Annotated in this window: 18 protein-coding genes; 5 read left to right on the forward strand and 13 right to left on the reverse strand. The window is 56.2% G+C overall.

The window, feature by feature from the left end:
* Nucleotides 1–120 precede the first annotated feature (120 nt).
* A complete protein-coding gene (locus Q0835_RS13890) occupies nucleotides 121–972 on the reverse strand; it encodes an alpha/beta hydrolase-fold protein (RefSeq protein ID WP_298962100.1) in 852 nt (283 codons plus the stop codon).
* A gap of 143 nt (nucleotides 973–1,115) precedes the next feature.
* Nucleotides 1,116–1,901, reverse strand: coding sequence for an ion transporter (locus Q0835_RS13895; protein ID WP_298962103.1), 786 nt, complete (start codon nucleotides 1,899–1,901; stop codon nucleotides 1,116–1,118).
* Nucleotides 1,902–2,121: 220 nt separating this feature from the next.
* Between Q0835_RS13895 and Q0835_RS13900 the strand changes: the two genes are divergently transcribed.
* Nucleotides 2,122–2,886, forward strand: a complete 765-nt coding sequence (locus Q0835_RS13900) for an SDR family oxidoreductase (RefSeq protein ID WP_298962107.1) — start codon at nucleotides 2,122–2,124, stop codon at nucleotides 2,884–2,886.
* 277 nt (nucleotides 2,887–3,163) lie between these two features.
* On the opposite strand, the gene Q0835_RS13905 is transcribed toward Q0835_RS13900, so the two are convergent.
* Both Q0835_RS13905 and Q0835_RS13910 read right to left on the reverse strand, forming a co-directional pair.
* Entirely contained in the window at nucleotides 3,164–3,643 is a 480-nt protein-coding gene (locus Q0835_RS13905; RefSeq protein WP_298819092.1) for a DUF302 domain-containing protein, read from the reverse strand.
* Nucleotides 3,644–3,735: 92 nt separating this feature from the next.
* On the reverse strand, nucleotides 3,736–4,887 hold the full coding sequence (locus tag Q0835_RS13910; protein ID WP_298962110.1) for a YeeE/YedE family protein: 1,152 nt from the start codon (nucleotides 4,885–4,887) through the stop codon (nucleotides 3,736–3,738).
* A 253-nt stretch (nucleotides 4,888–5,140) separates the two neighbouring features.
* On the opposite strand from Q0835_RS13910, the gene Q0835_RS13915 reads away from it, so the two are divergent.
* Both Q0835_RS13915 and Q0835_RS13920 read left to right on the forward strand, forming a co-directional pair.
* Nucleotides 5,141–6,526 (forward strand): tetratricopeptide repeat protein, encoded by a 1,386-nt coding sequence (locus tag Q0835_RS13915; RefSeq protein ID WP_298819089.1) that lies wholly within the window; start codon nucleotides 5,141–5,143, stop codon nucleotides 6,524–6,526.
* Between the two features lie 39 nt (nucleotides 6,527–6,565).
* Nucleotides 6,566–7,861, forward strand: coding sequence for an OpgC domain-containing protein (locus Q0835_RS13920; protein ID WP_298962113.1), 1,296 nt, complete (start codon nucleotides 6,566–6,568; stop codon nucleotides 7,859–7,861).
* Nucleotides 7,862–7,960: 99 nt separating this feature from the next.
* Here Q0835_RS13920 and Q0835_RS13925 read toward each other — a convergent pair whose 3' ends face one another.
* The 5 genes from Q0835_RS13925 to Q0835_RS13945 form a co-directional block, all read right to left on the reverse strand.
* Complete coding sequence (locus Q0835_RS13925; protein WP_247649307.1) at nucleotides 7,961–8,245, reverse strand: DUF1150 domain-containing protein; 285 nt, start codon at nucleotides 8,243–8,245, stop codon at nucleotides 7,961–7,963.
* A gap of 33 nt (nucleotides 8,246–8,278) precedes the next feature.
* A complete protein-coding gene (locus Q0835_RS13930; RefSeq protein ID WP_298819083.1) occupies nucleotides 8,279–8,707 on the reverse strand; it encodes an Hsp20 family protein in 429 nt (142 codons plus the stop codon).
* A 157-nt stretch (nucleotides 8,708–8,864) separates the two neighbouring features.
* On the reverse strand, nucleotides 8,865–9,725 hold the full coding sequence (locus Q0835_RS13935) for a LysR family transcriptional regulator (RefSeq protein WP_298962116.1): 861 nt from the start codon (nucleotides 9,723–9,725) through the stop codon (nucleotides 8,865–8,867).
* A 485-nt stretch (nucleotides 9,726–10,210) separates the two neighbouring features.
* Nucleotides 10,211–10,696, reverse strand: a complete 486-nt coding sequence (locus Q0835_RS13940; protein ID WP_298962119.1) for a DUF4440 domain-containing protein — start codon at nucleotides 10,694–10,696, stop codon at nucleotides 10,211–10,213.
* A 90-nt stretch (nucleotides 10,697–10,786) separates the two neighbouring features.
* A complete protein-coding gene (locus Q0835_RS13945) occupies nucleotides 10,787–11,602 on the reverse strand; it encodes an RNA polymerase sigma factor (protein WP_298962122.1) in 816 nt (271 codons plus the stop codon).
* Between the two features lie 162 nt (nucleotides 11,603–11,764).
* Here Q0835_RS13945 and Q0835_RS13950 point away from each other — a divergent pair, with 162 nt between their 5' ends.
* Nucleotides 11,765–12,124, forward strand: coding sequence for an MmcQ/YjbR family DNA-binding protein (locus Q0835_RS13950; protein WP_298819075.1), 360 nt, complete (start codon nucleotides 11,765–11,767; stop codon nucleotides 12,122–12,124).
* Nucleotides 12,114–13,301, forward strand: coding sequence for an MFS transporter (locus Q0835_RS13955; RefSeq protein WP_298962125.1), 1,188 nt, complete (start codon nucleotides 12,114–12,116; stop codon nucleotides 13,299–13,301). The genes Q0835_RS13950 and Q0835_RS13955 overlap by 11 nt, the downstream gene beginning before the upstream one ends.
* A 17-nt stretch (nucleotides 13,302–13,318) precedes the next feature.
* Here Q0835_RS13955 and Q0835_RS13960 read toward each other — a convergent pair whose 3' ends face one another.
* From Q0835_RS13960 to Q0835_RS13975, 4 genes are all read right to left on the reverse strand, one after another.
* Nucleotides 13,319–14,443, reverse strand: coding sequence for a DNA alkylation repair protein (locus Q0835_RS13960; RefSeq protein ID WP_298962128.1), 1,125 nt, complete (start codon nucleotides 14,441–14,443; stop codon nucleotides 13,319–13,321).
* Between the two features lie 213 nt (nucleotides 14,444–14,656).
* The gene (locus Q0835_RS13965) at nucleotides 14,657–15,733 is read right to left on the reverse strand and encodes a sn-glycerol-3-phosphate import ATP-binding protein UgpC (protein WP_298819069.1); all 1,077 of its coding nucleotides are present in this window, start codon (nucleotides 15,731–15,733) and stop codon (nucleotides 14,657–14,659) included.
* A 17-nt stretch (nucleotides 15,734–15,750) separates the two neighbouring features.
* Nucleotides 15,751–16,593 carry a sn-glycerol-3-phosphate ABC transporter permease UgpE gene (ugpE, locus tag Q0835_RS13970; protein WP_298819067.1) on the reverse strand — a complete coding sequence of 281 codons (843 nt, stop codon included), beginning with the start codon at nucleotides 16,591–16,593 and terminating at the stop codon, nucleotides 15,751–15,753.
* Between the two features lie 12 nt (nucleotides 16,594–16,605).
* The gene (locus tag Q0835_RS13975) at nucleotides 16,606–17,487 is read right to left on the reverse strand and encodes an ABC transporter permease subunit (protein ID WP_298819065.1); all 882 of its coding nucleotides are present in this window, start codon (nucleotides 17,485–17,487) and stop codon (nucleotides 16,606–16,608) included.
* Nucleotides 17,488–17,504 lie beyond the last annotated feature (17 nt).

The following is a 17,504-nucleotide window of genomic DNA, read 5'->3' on the forward strand; positions in this document are numbered from 1 at the left end:
ACTTCACCTAAACGTGCTGAATTTCGTCGGAAAAGGCCACAGGGGCGCAGCCGCGTCAACAGCACCGTTGCGCTGACGCGCACACTGCGGCTCAAATTCCTGTCAGTTCGCGGTGAACGTTCACCCCTTTTCGGTCCACCCCATCATGGAGCCAAGCTCAGTCCACGCACGCTTGATCCATTTTGCTTCAACACTGTGGCCGCCATCATGCAAACAGAGTTCCAGAAGCCCTTCGCTGGGTTGCCAGCGTTCGCAGGTCAATTTGCCGTCGGTAAATTTTTGTGGCGCGGCATCCGCCAGGCCGTTTTGCCGGCGCCAGACATCAAAGCTTTCAAATACATCTCCCTGCTTCCACTGGCCGCCGCCGAGCCACCTGCCCGCGAGCGGCACGACCGTATCGCTGGTGCCGTGAACATGAAAAAGATAGGGCGGTTCTGTCGGACAGTCTTTCGGCAGCGGTTCCCAGAAAGCTCCGGCAATCGGCGCATAACCGGCAAATTTTCCGGAGTCCTGACAGGCCAGATACCAGGTCATGAAGCCGCCCGATGAAAAACCGGACAGCAGTGTCCGGTTCGTGTCGACACCGAATTTGTCGGAAAGGTCACTCAGAACATTGTCGAAGAAGACGGCCTCATCGCGCAGGTTTCGAGGCGCCGTGGGAAAGGACCATGTGCCGTCCACGCCCTGGACCGCGACAAAGGCGACGCCGAGCTCATCGGCCATGCGCTGGAAGCCTTTGTTGCGGATCGCATTGACAGCCTTTCCACGATGGCCATGCAGATAAAAGATCGCGCCGAGCGCTTCTCCGTCTTCATGCGCCTTCGGAAGGTGGATGTAGTACTGTCCGTTTTCGATTTCACAAGGGACTTCTTCGCCGCACCCGGTTTCTGCGGCTGTGCTGTTTCCGCCCGCCAGGACAACGCCGCTCAAAATGGCGGCACAGCCGACGAAAGAGTATTTTTTCGACAACACTTCCAGCTCCTCACCCATCGCATATGGTTCGCGGACTGCCGCAAAGAATTTGGCGCCCCGCCTGCAAACATTGGAGCGGCGCTGGAATTTGTCCAGCCGGCGCCGTTCACAAGTCGGAGAGAGCCATCATGCTGAGTGTGCAACTATTCCCAGGAGCCGTCGGTGGGTATTTTCAGTGTCCGGCCGCAATGCTTGCAATGAACAGCATCCGTATCGTGCCGGTTCAAGCCGCAGTCGGGGCAGGATATCCTGACTTTGGAAGGCCGGAAAATCGTTTGAACCAACCGTAGAAACAGGGCAACACCGAAGATCATGATCAGGACGGTCATGAGCCTGCCGACACTGTCGGTCATCGTGATGTCGCCAAACCCGGTTGTCGTCAGGGTCGCAACAGTGAAATACAGCGCATCGAGATAGTTGTTGATGTTGGGATTGCGGTCGTCTTCCACCACAAACACGATAGCAGTGACCACGAAAATGAAGACGATCAAGTTCACGCCCGACTGCAGAATTTCCTCGTTGCGCCTGAACCAGCTGGACGCATCGCGCAGCTCCTTCAGAAGATGATAGGACCGCATCAAACGCAACATGCGCACGACACGCATGAAGGCAAAGTTTTCAAGGAAGGCGGGTGCAATCAAAGATGCAATCACGACAACGTCGGCCAAAGACGTAAAGCTGACGACATAGCGCCCCGGATTGGCTGCCGCGATCATCCTGGCAACATAGTCGAGCAGCAGCACACCTGCGATCACATAGTCCAACGCATGATGTAGCCGCGCCGGGTCAAGAACCGAGGAGACAACGAAATAGCCGATCGTGATCAGATCGAAAGCAAGCAGTGCATAGCGAAAGACCCTGGCTTTGGTGCTGTGACCGAAATAAAGCTGTCGGAGAATTGTTTTCAGAGAGAATGTTTCCGCGGCCATTGGATTTGCCTTTTCCCGGTTCAGTTTGACCGCAGTCCGACGGCAACCGCCCAGCCAATTCGCGTCACAAGCAGGTCGCCTGATTGAAGACCTAACACGCATTCGTGCACAATCTGCATGATGATGCTGCGATGCAGCTGTTTATTCCACAGCCTCGGGGCACTAAGGTCGCCAAAGCAAAAACGGCAAAAAGCCAACAGACGATAGGACTGGACGTTATATGTTTGATTTGTCGGGACAAGTTGCCTTGGTGACGGGAGCCAGCCGAGGCATAGGCGCAGCAGCAGCCCGAAGCCTTGCCAAATATGGAGCCAAAGTGGTTCTCGCAGCACGCAGCAGCGCAGATATCGAGCAGATCGCGGACGACATTCGCAAAAACGGCGGGGATGCTGCGGCCGTAACGTGCGATGTTGCCGACTACGGGGACATGGAAAAGGCCGTTCAGTTCGCGCTGGACACTTTTGGCGACATCAGCATTCTCGTCAACAATGCCGGCGTCATAGAGCCCATTTCACGGATTGAGACATCCGACCCCGAGGCTTGGGGGCAGGTCATCGATATCAATGTCAAAGGGGTTTATCACGGCATTCGCGCCGTCGCTCCGCACATGCTTGAAAAAAGTGCCGGAACAATTGTCAATATCAGCTCCGGCGCCGCCGTCGGCGCCCTTGAAGGCTGGAGCCAATATTGTTCTTCCAAGGCAGCGGCCCTGTCGCTCACACGCTGTGCCGACAAGGAGTTCGGCGACAAGGGCCTGCGTGTGGTCGGCCTCAGCCCGGGCACCGTTGCGACACAAATGCAGGTGGATATCAAGGCATCCGGCATCAATCCTGTCAGTCAGCTCGACCCTGCTGTGCACATACCTTCAGAATGGGTCGGCGAAGCCATTTGCTGGCTGTGCACGGATGCCGGTGACGCCTATCGAGGCGTCGACTGTTCCTTGCGGGACGAGGACGTTCGCAAGGCAGCCGGTCTCATACAATAAACATTCAGAATCAAAAGAGGGCCGCAATGCGGCCCTCCCATGAGATCGACGTGTCCGAATGTCCGGATCAGATCCCAGCGAAACCGTTCAAAACCGGAGGCTGCTCCAGCATCGTTCCATTCCGCCCAGACTTTCGGACCACGATCGGATACTCACTAGACATGGGCACACCTCCTTTCAGTTGTTGCAGACACAATAAATGTGAGGCTGAAATCTCAACGAGACAAGGCGAAAATCATATTTCCCCTGCTTTCGAGATGCTGATCAGACCGGCCTGTTACCGAGAGGCAACAGCATTATCCGCAATTGTCTGAAAGACATCATCCAGCTCGGCGGCGAGTTCGGCGAGCGCATCCCCGCCTTCATCCATATAAGGGGCGAAAACAAATCCAGGCGTTTTCCAGGATAACGTTCCGCTGCCATCGCTGTTCTCGGTGACATAAAACCGGATGGGTGCTTCAATGCCCGCAGCAACCGATGCTTCAAGCATACGGATGGCATAATCGTTTCTGTAAACGCCCATGATGCGATTGCCGGGTATTTTCAACCCACGTCCCTTGGCTCCAGCTGAGGCGCTTGCCTGCGTGACGAGAAGCATCTTTTCAGCTTTCACCGCCGCTTTGACGCTTTCGACCAGGTCGGAATAACTTTGCTCAGTCGGGATGACTTTCCAGCCTTCCCGGTTCGAAAGACTGTCCGCCTGGGAGACGCCAACGGCGACAATCAGCCAGATAAAGACACTTATCAATAGACGCATATTGCTTGCTCCCGCACTCACGTAGTCAATTCCGGCACCCTAATGGCCACCTGCCTCACAGCGCTCTCACAATGCGGTGTGCCGGGTTTCCCTCAGCCCATGCCAAGCCGCAGTCTCAACCTGGTGCCGGCAAGACTTCCCAGAAAACCGAAGACGAGCCAGAGCCAGCCATGAAGTGAACCGGATACCAGTCCGCCCAGATAAGCACCAATGTTGCAGCCATATGCCAGGCGTGCGCCGTAGCCCATGAGCAGACCACCGGCGAGTGCGGTCAGCACATCGCGCCGACTGAGATGCCAAACAGGAGCGAACCGGCCAGCAAGGGCCGCCGCCGCCATGGCTCCCAGAATGACGCCAAAATCCATGACGGAGGTGGTGTCCCGCAGAACCGAGTTGTCCAAGGCTCCGCGTTGCCAGGTCCAATAGGGCCAGGTTTCGACCGGCAACCCGACAGCTTGAAAGGCCTTGGCCCCCCAAAGTGCAAATGCCGAGGTTATGCCCCAGGGCCGACCGACGACGACAAAGGTTGCTATGCCAACGACGGCGAGCATGAGCGCGCCCAACATGGGCGACCAGGGACCTTTGAGAAAACTCTCAGTCCGCCTTGCGGGCGCGATCTCGCCATGAGCGCTCCTTTCAATCCGCAGCGTCAACAAGGCCAGGGCTCCAAGAACCGCCGCAGTTGCCAAAAAAGCACCGTGAGGCCCAAATTCCCGGACGAAGGAGACCGCCGGAAATTTGGGCAATCTTCCCCATAAATGCAGATGCGCCGTTGCCGCAACCGAGCCCAGAATGAAGGCGGCCAGTGTTATCATCATTCGGGTAGAGCCTCCGCCGGCGGTAAAGAGGGTGCCGGAGCCGCATCCGCCGCCCAGCTGCATTCCGATACCGAACATGAATGCGCCCAACGCTGCAGCAACGCCGAACGGAAAGACGAACCCGCCGGTGGGCCAGCCAAGTGAACCGCCCCAGGCGATCAGCGGAAAAGACACGGCGCTTGTCAGAAGGATCAGAACAAACTGTGCCCGCAGGCCGCCACCACGCCTTTCGGTCACGATGCGGCGCCAGGCAGCTGTGAAGCCGAAGCTGGCGTGATAAAGAGACAAGCCGGCAAGACCGCCGATAAGGGTTGCAATTGCTTGCCGGGACCCGGCCTCGCCGTAGGCGCTTATGGCAATAAGGCCCAATAGGGCGAGCGCAATGCCAGTCACCATCAGCTGAGACTTTTGCAAACTGGGCGTCATGTCCTTGTGATCCCGATTCACTTTGGTTCCGTATTTCTTCAAGAGCAAATTTCACGGTGTCACGATTGGCCATAATTTCGCAACGAAAGTGTCTTTTGGTGCCCTACACATTGCCAACACCTTTTTGTGTTTTGCAGTTCAAGTGAAGCCTGCAGATTTTAGCGGTGACAAAGTATTGGCTGGCAGATGCCGAACGTCTTGACGCGGGAACAACGCGGCATCGGACCAGCCCGAAGAGATATAAAGGCCTGACATGCGTCTCAGCGATCAATTTGGGTATGATTTAACACTTGCCAACAAGGACGCAGTTGCGGCCTGGAATGCGACCGTGAATGCCTTCCTGGCTCATGGCAAGGCGACGCCGGGCCATCTTGAAAGCTGTTTGAGCCTGGCGCCCGATTTCGCGCTCGGCCATGCCACACGCGGTCTCTTCTGTCTGTTGCTTGGCCGGCGGGAACTTTATACGACAGCGCGCGAATGCCTGTCGGTGGCGCGCACGTCCGCCCAAAACACACCTTTGACCGATCGCGAAACGGTTGTCCTTGATGCGCTCGACACCTGGCTTCAGGGGTTTCCGACCCGGGCAGCCGATATCCTTGACGCCCAACTCGTCAAATATGCTCAAGATGCCTTGCTGATGAAGCTCGTCCACGCGATCCGTTTCGTTCTGGGCGATTCCGTCGGCATGCGGCAATCGATCGACCGTGTGTTCTCGGCCTATGACGAAAACCACCCCTCGTACGGGTACCTGCTCGGGTGCCGGGCCTTTTCGCTTGAAGAAACCGGTGACTACCGTCAGGCGGAAGCATCCGGCCGCAGAGGGTTGGAGTTTGCAAAAGACGACGCGTGGGGCCTTCACGCTGTGGCACACGTTCACGACATGACGGGACGTGCCGAAGAGGGTGCCGGCTGGCTGGAAAACCATCCGAACGGTTGGGCGCATTGCAACAATTTCGGCTATCACGTGTGGTGGCACCTGGCGCTGATGTATCTCAGTCAGGGCGAAGCGGACAAAGCACTCGCGCTCTACGACAACGATATCCGCAAGGACAAAACCGACGATTATCGCGACATTTCAAATGCCGCGTCGCTGCTTGTTCGACTGGAACTGGAAGGTGTCAATGTTGGTCCTCGCTGGGACGAACTGGCCCTTTTGTCCGATAAACGGGCCGAAGACGGCTGCAATGTCTTTGCGGACCTGCACTATCTCCTCTGCCTCCTGAACGGCGGCCGCCGTATGGGAGCGGATCGTCTGCTCAACGGACTGAAGGATCGGGCGAAAAGCGAAACGGACATCGGCCGGGTTTCCGCCGAGGCCGGCTTGCCGACGGGGCTCGGACTGGAACAATACCGTAAAGGCAACTATGCATCAGCCTTTTCACTGTTGACTTCAGCCAGGGACAATCTGAACATCATTGGCGGTTCCCATGCCCAGCGCGATGTTTTTGAACGGATCACCATTGACGCTGCCTTGCGGGCCGGGTTCTCCTCTGAAGCAGAAAATCTGATCAAAAGCCGCACCCACAAGCGCGGCGCCCTTGACAGTTTTGCCGAACAGCGGCTTGAAGTCTGCGACAAGATGCAACGCGCAGAGCGGGTCATGGAAGACGACAGCCTTAGGGCAGCCGGATCGGTGTAATAACCGCCCGCCTCTGCAAGCCACATTTTTGGACCTGACGTGAACGCACATCACCAGACGAAACGCCCCCGTGACCCGCGGCTCGATTTTTTCCGCGGGATCGGAATGTTCATCATTTACGTTGCCCATGTGCCGTGGAACTGGTGGACTCTTTGGATCCCGGCGCGTTTCGGCTTCTCGGACGCCACGGAAATCTTCGTTTTCTGCTCGGGCATGGCATCCGCCATCGCCTTCGGCAAGATCTTCGATGTGCATGGCATCGGTATGGGAACCGCCCGCATTCTGCATCGAATGTGGCAGGTTTATTGGGCGCATATCGGCCAGATTCTTGTGATCGCGGTCGGGCTCGTGATGATCCACGAAAGTGGCTATCTCAAAGAATGCTGCGACCTGACCCAGGATTATGTCGCGTCCTTGAACCTCTGGCATCTTTACAACAAAACTGTCGTGGCCCTGCCCGGTCTGATGACATTGACCTGGGTGCCCAATTATTTCGACATTCTGCCGATGTATATCGTGATCCTGGCACTGATCCCCGTGATCATGCTGGCCTCACGCGTGTCCGTTGCAGCCGCCTTTGCAGTATCGATCGGTCTCTGGCTCGCCTCTCAGTTCGGCTTTCTGGATCTTCCGGCAGAGCCCTGGGTCAATTCCGAAGGCGAACACAGAAAATGGTTTTTCAACCCGTTCGCCTGGCAAATGCTGTTTTTCACCGGTTTTGCCTTCATGCGCGGCTGGATCCCGGCACCGCCCGTAAACCGCAATTTGATCCTGTTCTGCGCGGCAATTGTCGTCGTCACGATCCCTTTTGCCTATTTCCGTATCCATAGCGAACATCAGTGGAATGTGGTTTGGGCGCGGGACGTACGCGAAATGATCCGTCCGCTCTGGATCAAGACCGAGTTTGGCCTGTTCCGCTATCTCCACTTCCTTGCTCTGGCTTATCTGGCCTGGGTCGCGGCCGGTGAACATGGGAAGCATCTGCTCGGACACGGCGTTCTCTGGGGACGGTTTGTCAGGATCGTCCAAAAGGTTGGTCAGCAATCACTCGCCGTTTTCATGGCAAGCCTCGTGATTGCTCAGGCTGCTGCCTTGCTCCGTGACATGGTCTGGGGGCGTGGTGATTGGTTGCCTCAGATCCTGAGCAATCTGCTCGGCATTCTGGCGCTCATTCTCGTGGCCTATGTGGTCTCCTGGTACAAGAGCCAACCCTGGCGCAAACCACCCTCGGTTCAATCGGGCGGATCCCCCGACATGCCCAAGCCGGCAAACCGCGAAGACGCCGATGAAGCTTCCAAAACAAGGCCCGCTGGCAAGGAACAGGCGCTTACCTGAAGATAACAACATCATCTGCGTTAGCTGGACGTTGCCTATGCCATAAACAAAAACACCGGCCAATCGGCCGGTGTTTTTGTTTAATTTCTGCAGTGTTGTCTAGTGAAGCGAAGCCATTTCAAGGTCGGCTTCGAACGCATTGGCAACGGCTGCTTCACGGCTGTCTGCCAGCAGGATCGGCGTGCCGTCCGCATTTAGAAGCGCATAAAGCGTCATGTTGTCGTGGAGCGGTGGAACTTCCGGAAACATTTCCTTCAGGTCCCGCGCTTTGATCGGTTTGATATAGGCAACATCTCCGGTACCGAGTTCCGTCAGTTCGTCGACGGACATGGCGGTTGTGAGATCTGCGCCGTCTGCCCAATCCGGGCTATTTGGGTCGTGCATCAGTCAATTCTCCACAAGTTGGTCGACGAGGGTCTATTCGCCGCTGGAGATTTCTATTTTTCTTATAACACGTTCCGGTTCAGGACGTGCCAGGTCGATGGACAAAAGACCATCTTTGAGGTCAGCTCCGAGGATCTCGATCCCCTCGGCCAGAACAAATGCCCGTTGAAACTGCCGGGCGGCAATGCCGCGATGCAGATACTGGCGGGATTTATCGTCTACCTGCCGACCTCGGATCACAAGCTGACTCTCCTCTACGGAGACATCGAGTTGCTCTCTGGTGAAGCCGGCCACAGCCAACGTTATCCGAATTATATCACCCTGACCTTCGTTTTTCGGAAGTCTTTCGATGTTATAGGGCGGGTATCCGTCATTCGCGGCCTTGGAAACGCGATCAAGCACACGCTCGATATCGTCGAACCCGAGCATAAACGGGCTAGAAAACGCTGACATGCGTGACATCCTCAAAGTCCTTGTCGAAGCGACCTTGCGCCCGGACCCTTTCAAAGGCATCCGGACCGGAGACAAGCTCCGTTCAGTATTAAATATGGCGCTTCGTTAAAATTGATTCAAGGAGAGGCGTTTTCCGGTCTTTTTCCGACACTGCCTCCGGACTTGCTCAGAATTCAGGCCGCAGCAATGGATCGCGTTTCAACAACTTGGCGAGTGCGGAAACGGCCTGTCTTATCAAAGGCTCATGGCGTTCGTCCTGATGCATGACAAGCCATCGTTCCGTCTCAAGCTCTTCAACAGGTTCCGAAACCCGGACAAGATCCGGGTAAGCCTCGCCGACAAACATGGGCAACAGCATGCGTGCATGTCCCTGCCGGACCAGCGAGAGGGCCAAGGATGCCCTGTTCACCGTGATCGTCACGTCGGCGGCATGATTTTCCATCATCCAGACAGCGGTTGGAAACAGAGCCTCCTTTTCAACCGGACTGACCCAGCCGATTTTTTGATTGGGCGCTATTTTGCCTGATTGATACGCAGCAAATCGGACTGTCCCGACCTTTCTGCCCGCCAGCCATTCCTGTTTCGGCCTTTTATTGCGGATGCCAATGTCGATCTGCCGCCGGGCGACGTCTCTGTTGCGGGGGTCGGCCAGAAGTTCCGGAACCCATCCTGCGTCCGGCGTCCAGAAGCCATCCAGATTGTCCATCAAAAGCCGCATGGTCCAGTCGCCCGCCGATATTCGAATACGCCGCCGCGCCTGCCCTGTGTCCCGCCAGGCGGCAATCGATTGAGCAGCCTGATCCATGTCTTCGAGCTGCATGAGCAGTTTTTGTCCCGCGGACGTTAGCTGGTAGCCGCGCGCCTCGCGCTCGACCAGTCGGGCATTCAAGCTCTTTTCAAGAGACGAAACACGGCGCCCGAGCGTCGCGGCACTGACACCTGTCTTTTCTGCAGCTCCGGCAAGACCACCCGCTTTGGCGACGGCCAGAAACAATCTCAAGTCTTCCCAATCAATGTTTCGTTTCATTTTTGAAATCTCAATTTCAATTAGAAAACATAGGAATAAGCGTCTCTTGTGAGATTATCTGCAGTGATCCTCCAACACCAACCATTTTTGAATGGAGCAGCAAATGCAAATTCCTTATTGCCTGCCTTTGAGACTCGATGGGAAACGTGGAAACACACCCGACTGGAATGATCCAGTCCGGGGCCTTTACCCGAACCATGCAGAATTCTGGCCTTCAGAACTTCCTGAACATCATCAAATGTTGCAACGCCACCTGCGCCTGGCACGCAAGCGTCGCCGGTTGATGTTGATAAAACTTTTGAAGTGGTGTTTGGGCCGCCCGCTCATGGGTGTCAGGGCGCAGAATGCACCGGCTTCCGAGGAAGACCGGCAAGGCTTGGGCACGAACACGCCTGCCCGGTCGAAGTCCAAAGAAACCGTGTCTTTCTTTCACCCGCTGCAAAATGCGTCGGTCGCGCCACAAAAAGAGGCGCGACCGCTCCCACTCAGTTCGGCTTTGCCAGAAGCCTGCCGCCATGGGGATTGTCGATAACCATTTTCCAACTGCCGTCCGGCTGACGTCTTAACACCGCAACCGAAAGGCCTTCACCGGTCACATCCCGGCCTTCCGGGTCGGTGCCGGTCATTTTCCATGGCGCAATATGGACAGCCAGATCCCCCTGAACGATGACTTCATGGCCCGCATAGGAAAACTCTGGCGAAACAGAGCGGATCTGTTCGAAAATCTGCCGGGCTGTTGCGCTGTCGGAAACCGGCTGTCCCGGATCAAAAACAATAGATTGATCAACTTCGTAAGTCTGCATCACGGTGTCGATGTCTCCTTTTTCAAAGGAGCTTGTCATCTTCTCGATCAGGTTCAGGACATTTTTCTGGTCTGTGGTCATATCAGAGCTTTCTTCCGCTTTCGTGCATGTTGAAAAGATCAGCATTGCCGCCACCATGGCAGCTCGATAAAAGATCCGACGTTCCATATGATTCTCCGCGAATTCAGGCATGGCGGGGCCAGTCCCGCCTGGTGCCAGGCTGGTTAGGGTTGTTACTTGTCTGGCTGAACTGCGCCGCTAGAGCTCGGGCGACAGAATTCTGCGCAACCTCATGCGGATATCATCCGGACAGGCATGCGAGGGGACGCTGCGCTGAAGTTTAAATGTTTTCAGATCGTCGACGACAGCATCTATCTGTCGTCTTGTCTGCGCGTATCCCATTCGGCTTTCTGCTGAATTTGGATAGGTTCCAGCCTGGACCCTGCCCCCTTTGATTGCGGCAGGCAGGCGGCGAGGGCAGCGGCATTTGGCTTCGCTGGCGACAAGTCCGCAGTGACGGCTAGTGAAAGCCTCAACGCTCGCCCGGGCACGAGACAACCGTTTTCTGAATGTTGCCGGCGTGAGCTCAAGGATCTTCGAGGCTTCCAGATGATCCAGCTCAAATACGTCTCCAAGTACATAGGCAAGCCGCAAGTCCAGGCTCAGACAAAGAAGCATCGCCATTGTGCAAGAGATCCGCAGTTCATTCAGAAGCAGTGCTTGATCAGGTGCTTCGGGAGGGTCAGATATCAAACCGGTTTCAAGATCTGCCGCGAACATCTCGAAGGTCAGGCCCAGGTCCCGATCCCGGTGTTTCTTCGCTGCGATCAGATAACGAACGGCAACCTGGTAGGCCCAGGTCGAAAATGCACTCTCATTGCGAAACGTCGAAAGCTTGGTCAGTATCTGGATCAGGATTTCCTGCGTCGCTTCGCGGGCATCCTCCGGATTGACCAGAATGCGCCGTGCGAGACTGTGAATCAGATCCTCCACACTTGAAAGCACCTCTTCCAGGGCCTTCCGATCACCATCTTGAGCAGCTGCCACCTTCGCTGCCGATACATCCGCCGTCATAATTTGCCGGTCCTTCATTGAGTTCTTGAAAGGTTAGAGGGACCGACACGCGGATGTGTGACACAATTTTTTCAACTCAATCTCCTTGCGTGGCCGGAACCGACACGTCATCTTGCCGTTTCCCGCCGAGAACTCCGACCTCAGTTGACCCAGAGCCACACGATGACACGCGACGAATTTGACGCCTTTTGCAAGTCCCTTCCCGCGACAACAAACGTTATTCAGTGGGGTAACGCTTCAGTCTGGAAGGTCGGCGGCAAGATCTTTGCTGTTTGTTCCAAGTGGGGCGAGGGCGCTCATCCGAAGGTCAGCTTCAAATGCTCAGACATTTCCTACTCGCTTCTAACCCAGCAGGAGGGCTTGATCCCGGCCCCCTATCTTGCAAGAGCCAAGTGGGTGCAGATGGAGCAGGAAGGGGCGCTCTCCGATGACGACCTGAAAGCTTATGTCGAAGCCGCGCACAAGATCATCGCGGCCAAATTGACAAAGAAACAACAGAAAGAACTTGGCCTTGCCGACTGACTTCACCGGCAAGTGGCGTTCACTCAGCCTGTTGATGGTGGCTGAAGTTGCAGTCATGAGCCTTTGGTTCATGTCCGCTGCCATTCTCCCCGATCTCACACGCGAATTTGCGATCTCCGAATTTCGCCAGGCCGCCCTTTCCAGCGCAGTACAGATCGGCTTTGTTGCGGGTGCTCTCGCCTCTGCACTTTTGGGACTGGCAGACAGAATTGACCCACGCCGTTTCTTCGCCTTTTGCGCCATTCTGGCCGCGCTTTTCAATGCCAGCCTGCTGGTTGTGGAACCGGGCGGCAATCTGTCGATACTGGCCCGGTTCGTGACAGGGGCCCTGCTTGCGGGTGTCTATCCAGTGGGCATGAAAATTGCCGTTGGCTGGGGAAAGGAAGATCGCGGTCTTCTTGTCGGAACGCTTGTCGGTGCGTTGACGCTTGGATCGGCGGCCCCTCACTTCCTGGCGCTTCTTGGCGGCACTGACTGGCGTTGGAGCCTTTCTGTTGCCTCGATCGCGTCCGCCGCCGGAGGCGCACTGTGCCTTTTTGCAGGCCTCGGCCCCTTTCATGCCAAAGCACCGCGCATGAAACTCAAGGCTATCCTGACAGCCTGGACCAACCGCAAGATCCGCTTCGCTTACGCCGGATATCTCGGCCATATGTGGGAGCTTTATGCCATGTGGGCATGGATCGGCGTTGCATTGACAATCTCGTTCAGCGGCCAAATGTCATCTGACGCTGCGCTTTCGCTGTCCAGACTGATTGCCTTTCTGACTATTGCCGCCGGTGGAATTGCCAGTGTGTTTGCCGGCCTTGTCGCAGACCGGGTTGGCAAAGCGAATATTGCCATCCTTGCGATGGTAATCAGCGGCAGTGCTGCTATTGCCTCGGCGCTCACATTCGGTGGACCGGCCTGGCTGACAATCATCTGTGCACTCGTCTGGGGCGCGGCCATCTTGCCGGATTCCGCGCAGTTCTCAGCACTTGTCGCGGACTACGCGCCACCCGACCAGGCCGGCAGCCTGATGAGCTTCCAGACGGCACTCGGGTTTGCCCTGACATTCTTCACCGTTCAGCTCACACCCGTGGCCGCCGACTGGCTCGGATGGCCCACTGTCTTTGCGCTCATGGCCATCGGGCCAGCGCTGGGGATTGCCGGAATGCTGAGACTGAAGAAAATGGAATGAAGTCTTTCAAGCGCGTATCAGGGCATTGCCAGTTCAAATTCAGCGAACCCGAAATCCTTCCCGTTGATCCTCAGGCTCACTGCTTGAGTGCCTCCGTAGTAGACCCGCGTGGTGATCGGTCTGATCGCATGCTCTCTTGAAAGCTTGACCACTTGGCCCGGCGCCAGCTGGAGTTTTGTCCATTTGAAAACTTTCGGGGAAAGCGCTCCGTTCGCCTTCTTGAAATGAACCAGATAGTCCAACACCAGCGATTGCGTTTCGGCAGACGTTGACGTCAGTTCGATGCCGAACCCGAGCGCGTTGCCATAGGGGACAACTTCCGTTGAGATCATTGGCCCTGTCAGTTCGAGCTCCGGCGGGTTCAGCCCGAACGCTTTCAGGGTCGCCGCATGACCCTGTTTGACCAAGGACCGGCAAGCATGCCTGACCAGCTTTTCCCGGTTCTTGTCAGCACCCTTCAGCCAGCGAGCTGCAATCTCGGCAACCAGATCCGGGTGGTCCTTGGCAATGTCATTGAGATGATTGGCGACGGAGCGGCGGACATACTCTTCCGGGTCGTCCTTCAGGGCTTCGAGCAGCGGCAAGGTGGGTGTCGGATCGGCGACCAGTTTCTTGAGCCGCATGCCCCAGGGCAGGCGTGGGCGGGTGCCTTCGGAGACAAGCCTGCGCACATGAACGCTCGGATCGTTCACCCATGGCGACATGATCGCCAGTGCGCGGTTCTGGTCCTTGTCTAGAAAGGGCCTGACTTCGAATTCCGCTGTTGCCCGTTTGGTCATTTCCTTCAGGAGTGTGAAGGACTTTTCGAAGTCTTCAAGGCCGCAATCCGTGACAACCATTCCAAGGGGCATCATGCCCCAGCCGCGTATGCCTTGATCATCACTTGCGCGGTCGACATCGGTATCGGCTACGGGATGCAGCATGGCTTCAAGAACACCAAACCGCTCGTCCAGCCCGGCCGGCAGAACCTCTCCGGTGACATCGGCAATCAGCCGCGCGCGTTCCTTCAGTTCCAGAGCTTCAAGTCCCTCCAGGATCTCGGCTTCGTAGGCTTTACGATCGAAGCATTTGAGATGCCTGTCGAGATGTCCTGCAAGGCAGCGCACCAGATCCGGCGAGAGGTGGTTCTTGAAAGGCTCCAAGTTTTTGCTCCTGGCTTGTGTGTCCGAAACGATGTGCCAGAAGACGTCCCCTCTCACCAGAGGGCACAACGCAGGCTCCTGACAGGCATTGTCAGGAGCCTGTCAGTTGCGCTGTCTGATTTGCCTCTCAAGACAAAAGGCCACCCCGGTTTCCCGGGATGGCCAATTCGGATATGGGCACTCGTTGCGGGTCACTGCCTGGCTGCAGATCCGTCAGTCGATCCGTTGTCCGGTGACGGCATCAAAGAAATGCACATATTTGGGGTCAACCTTGAGGTGCATCGTCTCACCGGGTTCGTGATGGGCATGGCTGGAGACGCGTACGACCATTTCCTGGCCACCATCGCCAAGGCTTGCATAAACGTAGCTTTCCGCGCCGACAGGTTCCAGAACGTTCACCGTCACCTCAAGGTTCACACCGTCGCCGTCAGTCGGCCCGTCAACCACATCAAGATGTTCCGGGCGCACCCCGATGATGTAACCATCCTTGCCCTTGGTGTTCGCGCCGCTGAGCCCGCTGCCGGATTCGAGCGCAAGACCGGTGCCTTCCGCCTTCACCTTTAGAAGGTTCATGGCCGGGGATCCGATGAAGCTCGCCACAAATGTGGACGCCGGGTTATCGTAAACGTCGATTGGCGATCCGATCTGTTCGATGTTGCCACCGTTCAGAACGACAAGACGATCGGCAAGCGTCATGGCTTCCAGCTGATCATGGGTCACATAAACGCTGGTGGTGCCAAGCGAGCGCTGCAGACGCTTGATTTCCACGCGCATCTGGACGCGCAGTTTGGCATCAAGGTTGGAAAGCGGCTCGTCGAACAGGAAGGCTGCCGGTTCACGTACAATGGCGCGACCCATGGCGACACGTTGACGCTGACCACCGGATAGCGCCCGGGGCTTTCGGTCGAGATAATCGCCAATTTCAAGAATGCGCGCGGCTTCCTTGACGCGGCGATCGATCTCTTCTTTGGCCATGCCCCGGTTCTTGAGGCCATAGGCAAGGTTGTTATAGACCGACATATGCGGATAGAGCGCATAGTTCTGGAACACCATTGCGATGTCGCGATCGGCCGGATCAACCTTGTTGACCAGCCGGTCTCCGATCTTGATGTCGCCTGTGGTGATATCCTCAAGCCCGGCAATCATACGCAAAAGCGTGGACTTGCCGCACCCGGAGGGGCCGACCAAAACGATGAATTCACCGTCGTCGATATCAATGGAAACACCTTTGACGGCTTCCACTTCGCCGGCATAGACCTTCCGGACCGTGTCGAGAGTAATCGTTGACATAAAGTACCTCTAATTTCTCACTTGTCGCTCTCGACGAGCCCTTTGACGAACCAGCTCTGGAAGATCACAACGACCAGTACGGGCGGTATGATGGCAAGTATCGCCAGAGCCATGGCCTCATTGAAGTCCGGGATCTGCGCACCGACCCATACCTGCAGGATCTGCTTGATACCGCGCACCAGTGTGAACAGGCTCTCGTCTGTGGTGATCAGCGTCGGCCAGAGATACTGGTTCCAGCCAAAGACGAACATGATGATGAAGATTGCCGCTATCATCGTCTTGGAGAGCGGCACCAGGATATCCTTGAAGAATTTCCAGGGGCCGGCGCCATCAATCCGGGCTGCCTCCAGCAATTCGTCCGGGACAGACATGAAGAACTGACGGAAGAAGAATGTGCCGGTCGCAGATGCAATCAAGGGAACAATCAAACCGCTATAGGTGTTCACCATTCCAAGCGACTGAACAATCTCGTAGGACGGCAGGATGCGCACTTCCAGAGGCAGCAGCAGCGTTGCAAAGATCACCCAGAAGCAGAGTGTTGCCATCGGAAAGCGGAAATAGACGATAGCGTAGGCTGCGAGCATCGAGATGACGATCTTGCCGATGGCAAAACCGAAGCCGAGGATCATAGAGTTCTTCAGCATGACGAAGCCGTCGACTTCCTTGGTGAAGCCGCCAGCCTCAAAAAGTACCTTTTCGTAGTTTTCTAGAAACTTGCCACCCGGCAGGAACTGGACACCTTCCTTGTAGACCGTGATTGCATCATGGGTGCTGGTCAAGAAGGTCAGCGCAACGGGCGTGACCATGAAAAACACACCGGCCAGCAGGATCAGGTGATCTGAGATCTGAAGTTTGTTCATTGCCGCCCCCTTTTACGTGTAGTGCACGCGCCGCTCGATCAGGCGGAACTGAATGACTGTCAGAACAAACACCATCGCCATCAATAGAACCGATTGTGCCGACGAACCGCCTAGGTCATTGCCGCGGAAGCCGTCGAGATAGACCTTGTAGACCAGGGTCACCGGGTTGTTGCCAGGCTCGTTCTTCACGATGACATCGATGATGCCGAACGTGTCGAAGAAAGCGTAGGTGATGTTGATGATGAGAAGGAAAAAGCCTGTCGGCGCCAGAAGCGGGAACGTGACTGTCCAGAAGCGGCGTATGCCGGAGCGGCAGTCAATGCTGGCCGCCTCCTGCACCGACTTTGAAATGCCCTGAAGCCCGGACAGAAAGAAGATGAAGTTGACCGGTATCTGTTTCCAGACAGCCGTCACGATCATGGCGAAGCTGGTGTCGAAATAATCCACACCGATCTGCATCCTCCAACCGAACAGCGCGAATAAATCGACGATCGGTCCGACATGCTGATCGAACAGCAGAACGCCGATGAGACCGGCAACCGGAGGAGCCACCGCGTAGACCCACATCAACAGTGTCTTGTAGCTGGATGCACCCCGCAGAACCTTGTCTGCCTTGACGGCCAGCAGAAGGGCTATGCCAAGAGAGAGGAAAGTGACGAAGAACGTGAATACGCCAGTAAAACGCGCCACCCGACCGTAGTCGGTCGAGGTCAGCGTATCGCTGAAATTGTCAAGCCCCACGAAAGTTGAGCCGAAGCCAAAGGGATCTTCCAGATAAAACGATGACTGCACCGCCTCGGCCGCCGGCCAGAGAAAGAAGATCGTCACGATGGCCAGCTGCGGCATCAGCAGCATGTAGGGCAGCCACGGGGACTGGAATTGAACTTTTTTCATATGAGTTTTCTTGACCC

It is taken from the genome of uncultured Roseibium sp. (genome assembly GCF_947499295.1).
Classification (GTDB): Bacteria; Pseudomonadota; Alphaproteobacteria; order Rhizobiales; family Stappiaceae; genus Roseibium.

What these genes read in the sequence shown, in the direction of transcription:
- Q0835_RS13910 (WP_298962110.1), bottom strand. Translation starts at nt 4,887, where the DNA reads ATGACGCCCAGTTTGCAAAAGTCTCAGCTGATGGTGACTGGCATTGCG.
- Q0835_RS13945 (WP_298962122.1), bottom strand. Translation starts at nt 11,602, where the DNA reads ATGACGGCGGATGTATCGGCAGCGAAGGTGGCAGCTGCTCAAGATGGT.
- Q0835_RS13950 (WP_298819075.1), top strand. Translation starts at nt 11,765, where the DNA reads ATGACACGCGACGAATTTGACGCCTTTTGCAAGTCCCTTCCCGCGACA.
- Q0835_RS13940 (WP_298962119.1), bottom strand. Translation starts at nt 10,696, where the DNA reads ATGGAACGTCGGATCTTTTATCGAGCTGCCATGGTGGCGGCAATGCTG.
- Q0835_RS13965 (WP_298819069.1), bottom strand. Translation starts at nt 15,733, where the DNA reads ATGTCAACGATTACTCTCGACACGGTCCGGAAGGTCTATGCCGGCGAA.
- Q0835_RS13930 (WP_298819083.1), bottom strand. Translation starts at nt 8,707, where the DNA reads ATGTCACGCATGTCAGCGTTTTCTAGCCCGTTTATGCTCGGGTTCGAC.
- Q0835_RS13905 (WP_298819092.1), bottom strand. Translation starts at nt 3,643, where the DNA reads ATGCGTCTATTGATAAGTGTCTTTATCTGGCTGATTGTCGCCGTTGGC.
- Q0835_RS13935 (WP_298962116.1), bottom strand. Translation starts at nt 9,725, where the DNA reads ATGAAACGAAACATTGATTGGGAAGACTTGAGATTGTTTCTGGCCGTC.
- ugpE (WP_298819067.1), bottom strand. Translation starts at nt 16,593, where the DNA reads ATGAACAAACTTCAGATCTCAGATCACCTGATCCTGCTGGCCGGTGTG.
- Q0835_RS13900 (WP_298962107.1), top strand. Translation starts at nt 2,122, where the DNA reads ATGTTTGATTTGTCGGGACAAGTTGCCTTGGTGACGGGAGCCAGCCGA.
- Q0835_RS13895 (WP_298962103.1), bottom strand. Translation starts at nt 1,901, where the DNA reads ATGGCCGCGGAAACATTCTCTCTGAAAACAATTCTCCGACAGCTTTAT.
- Q0835_RS13925 (WP_247649307.1), bottom strand. Translation starts at nt 8,245, where the DNA reads ATGCACGACCCAAATAGCCCGGATTGGGCAGACGGCGCAGATCTCACA.
- Q0835_RS13915 (WP_298819089.1), top strand. Translation starts at nt 5,141, where the DNA reads ATGCGTCTCAGCGATCAATTTGGGTATGATTTAACACTTGCCAACAAG.
- Q0835_RS13975 (WP_298819065.1), bottom strand. Translation starts at nt 17,487, where the DNA reads ATGAAAAAAGTTCAATTCCAGTCCCCGTGGCTGCCCTACATGCTGCTG.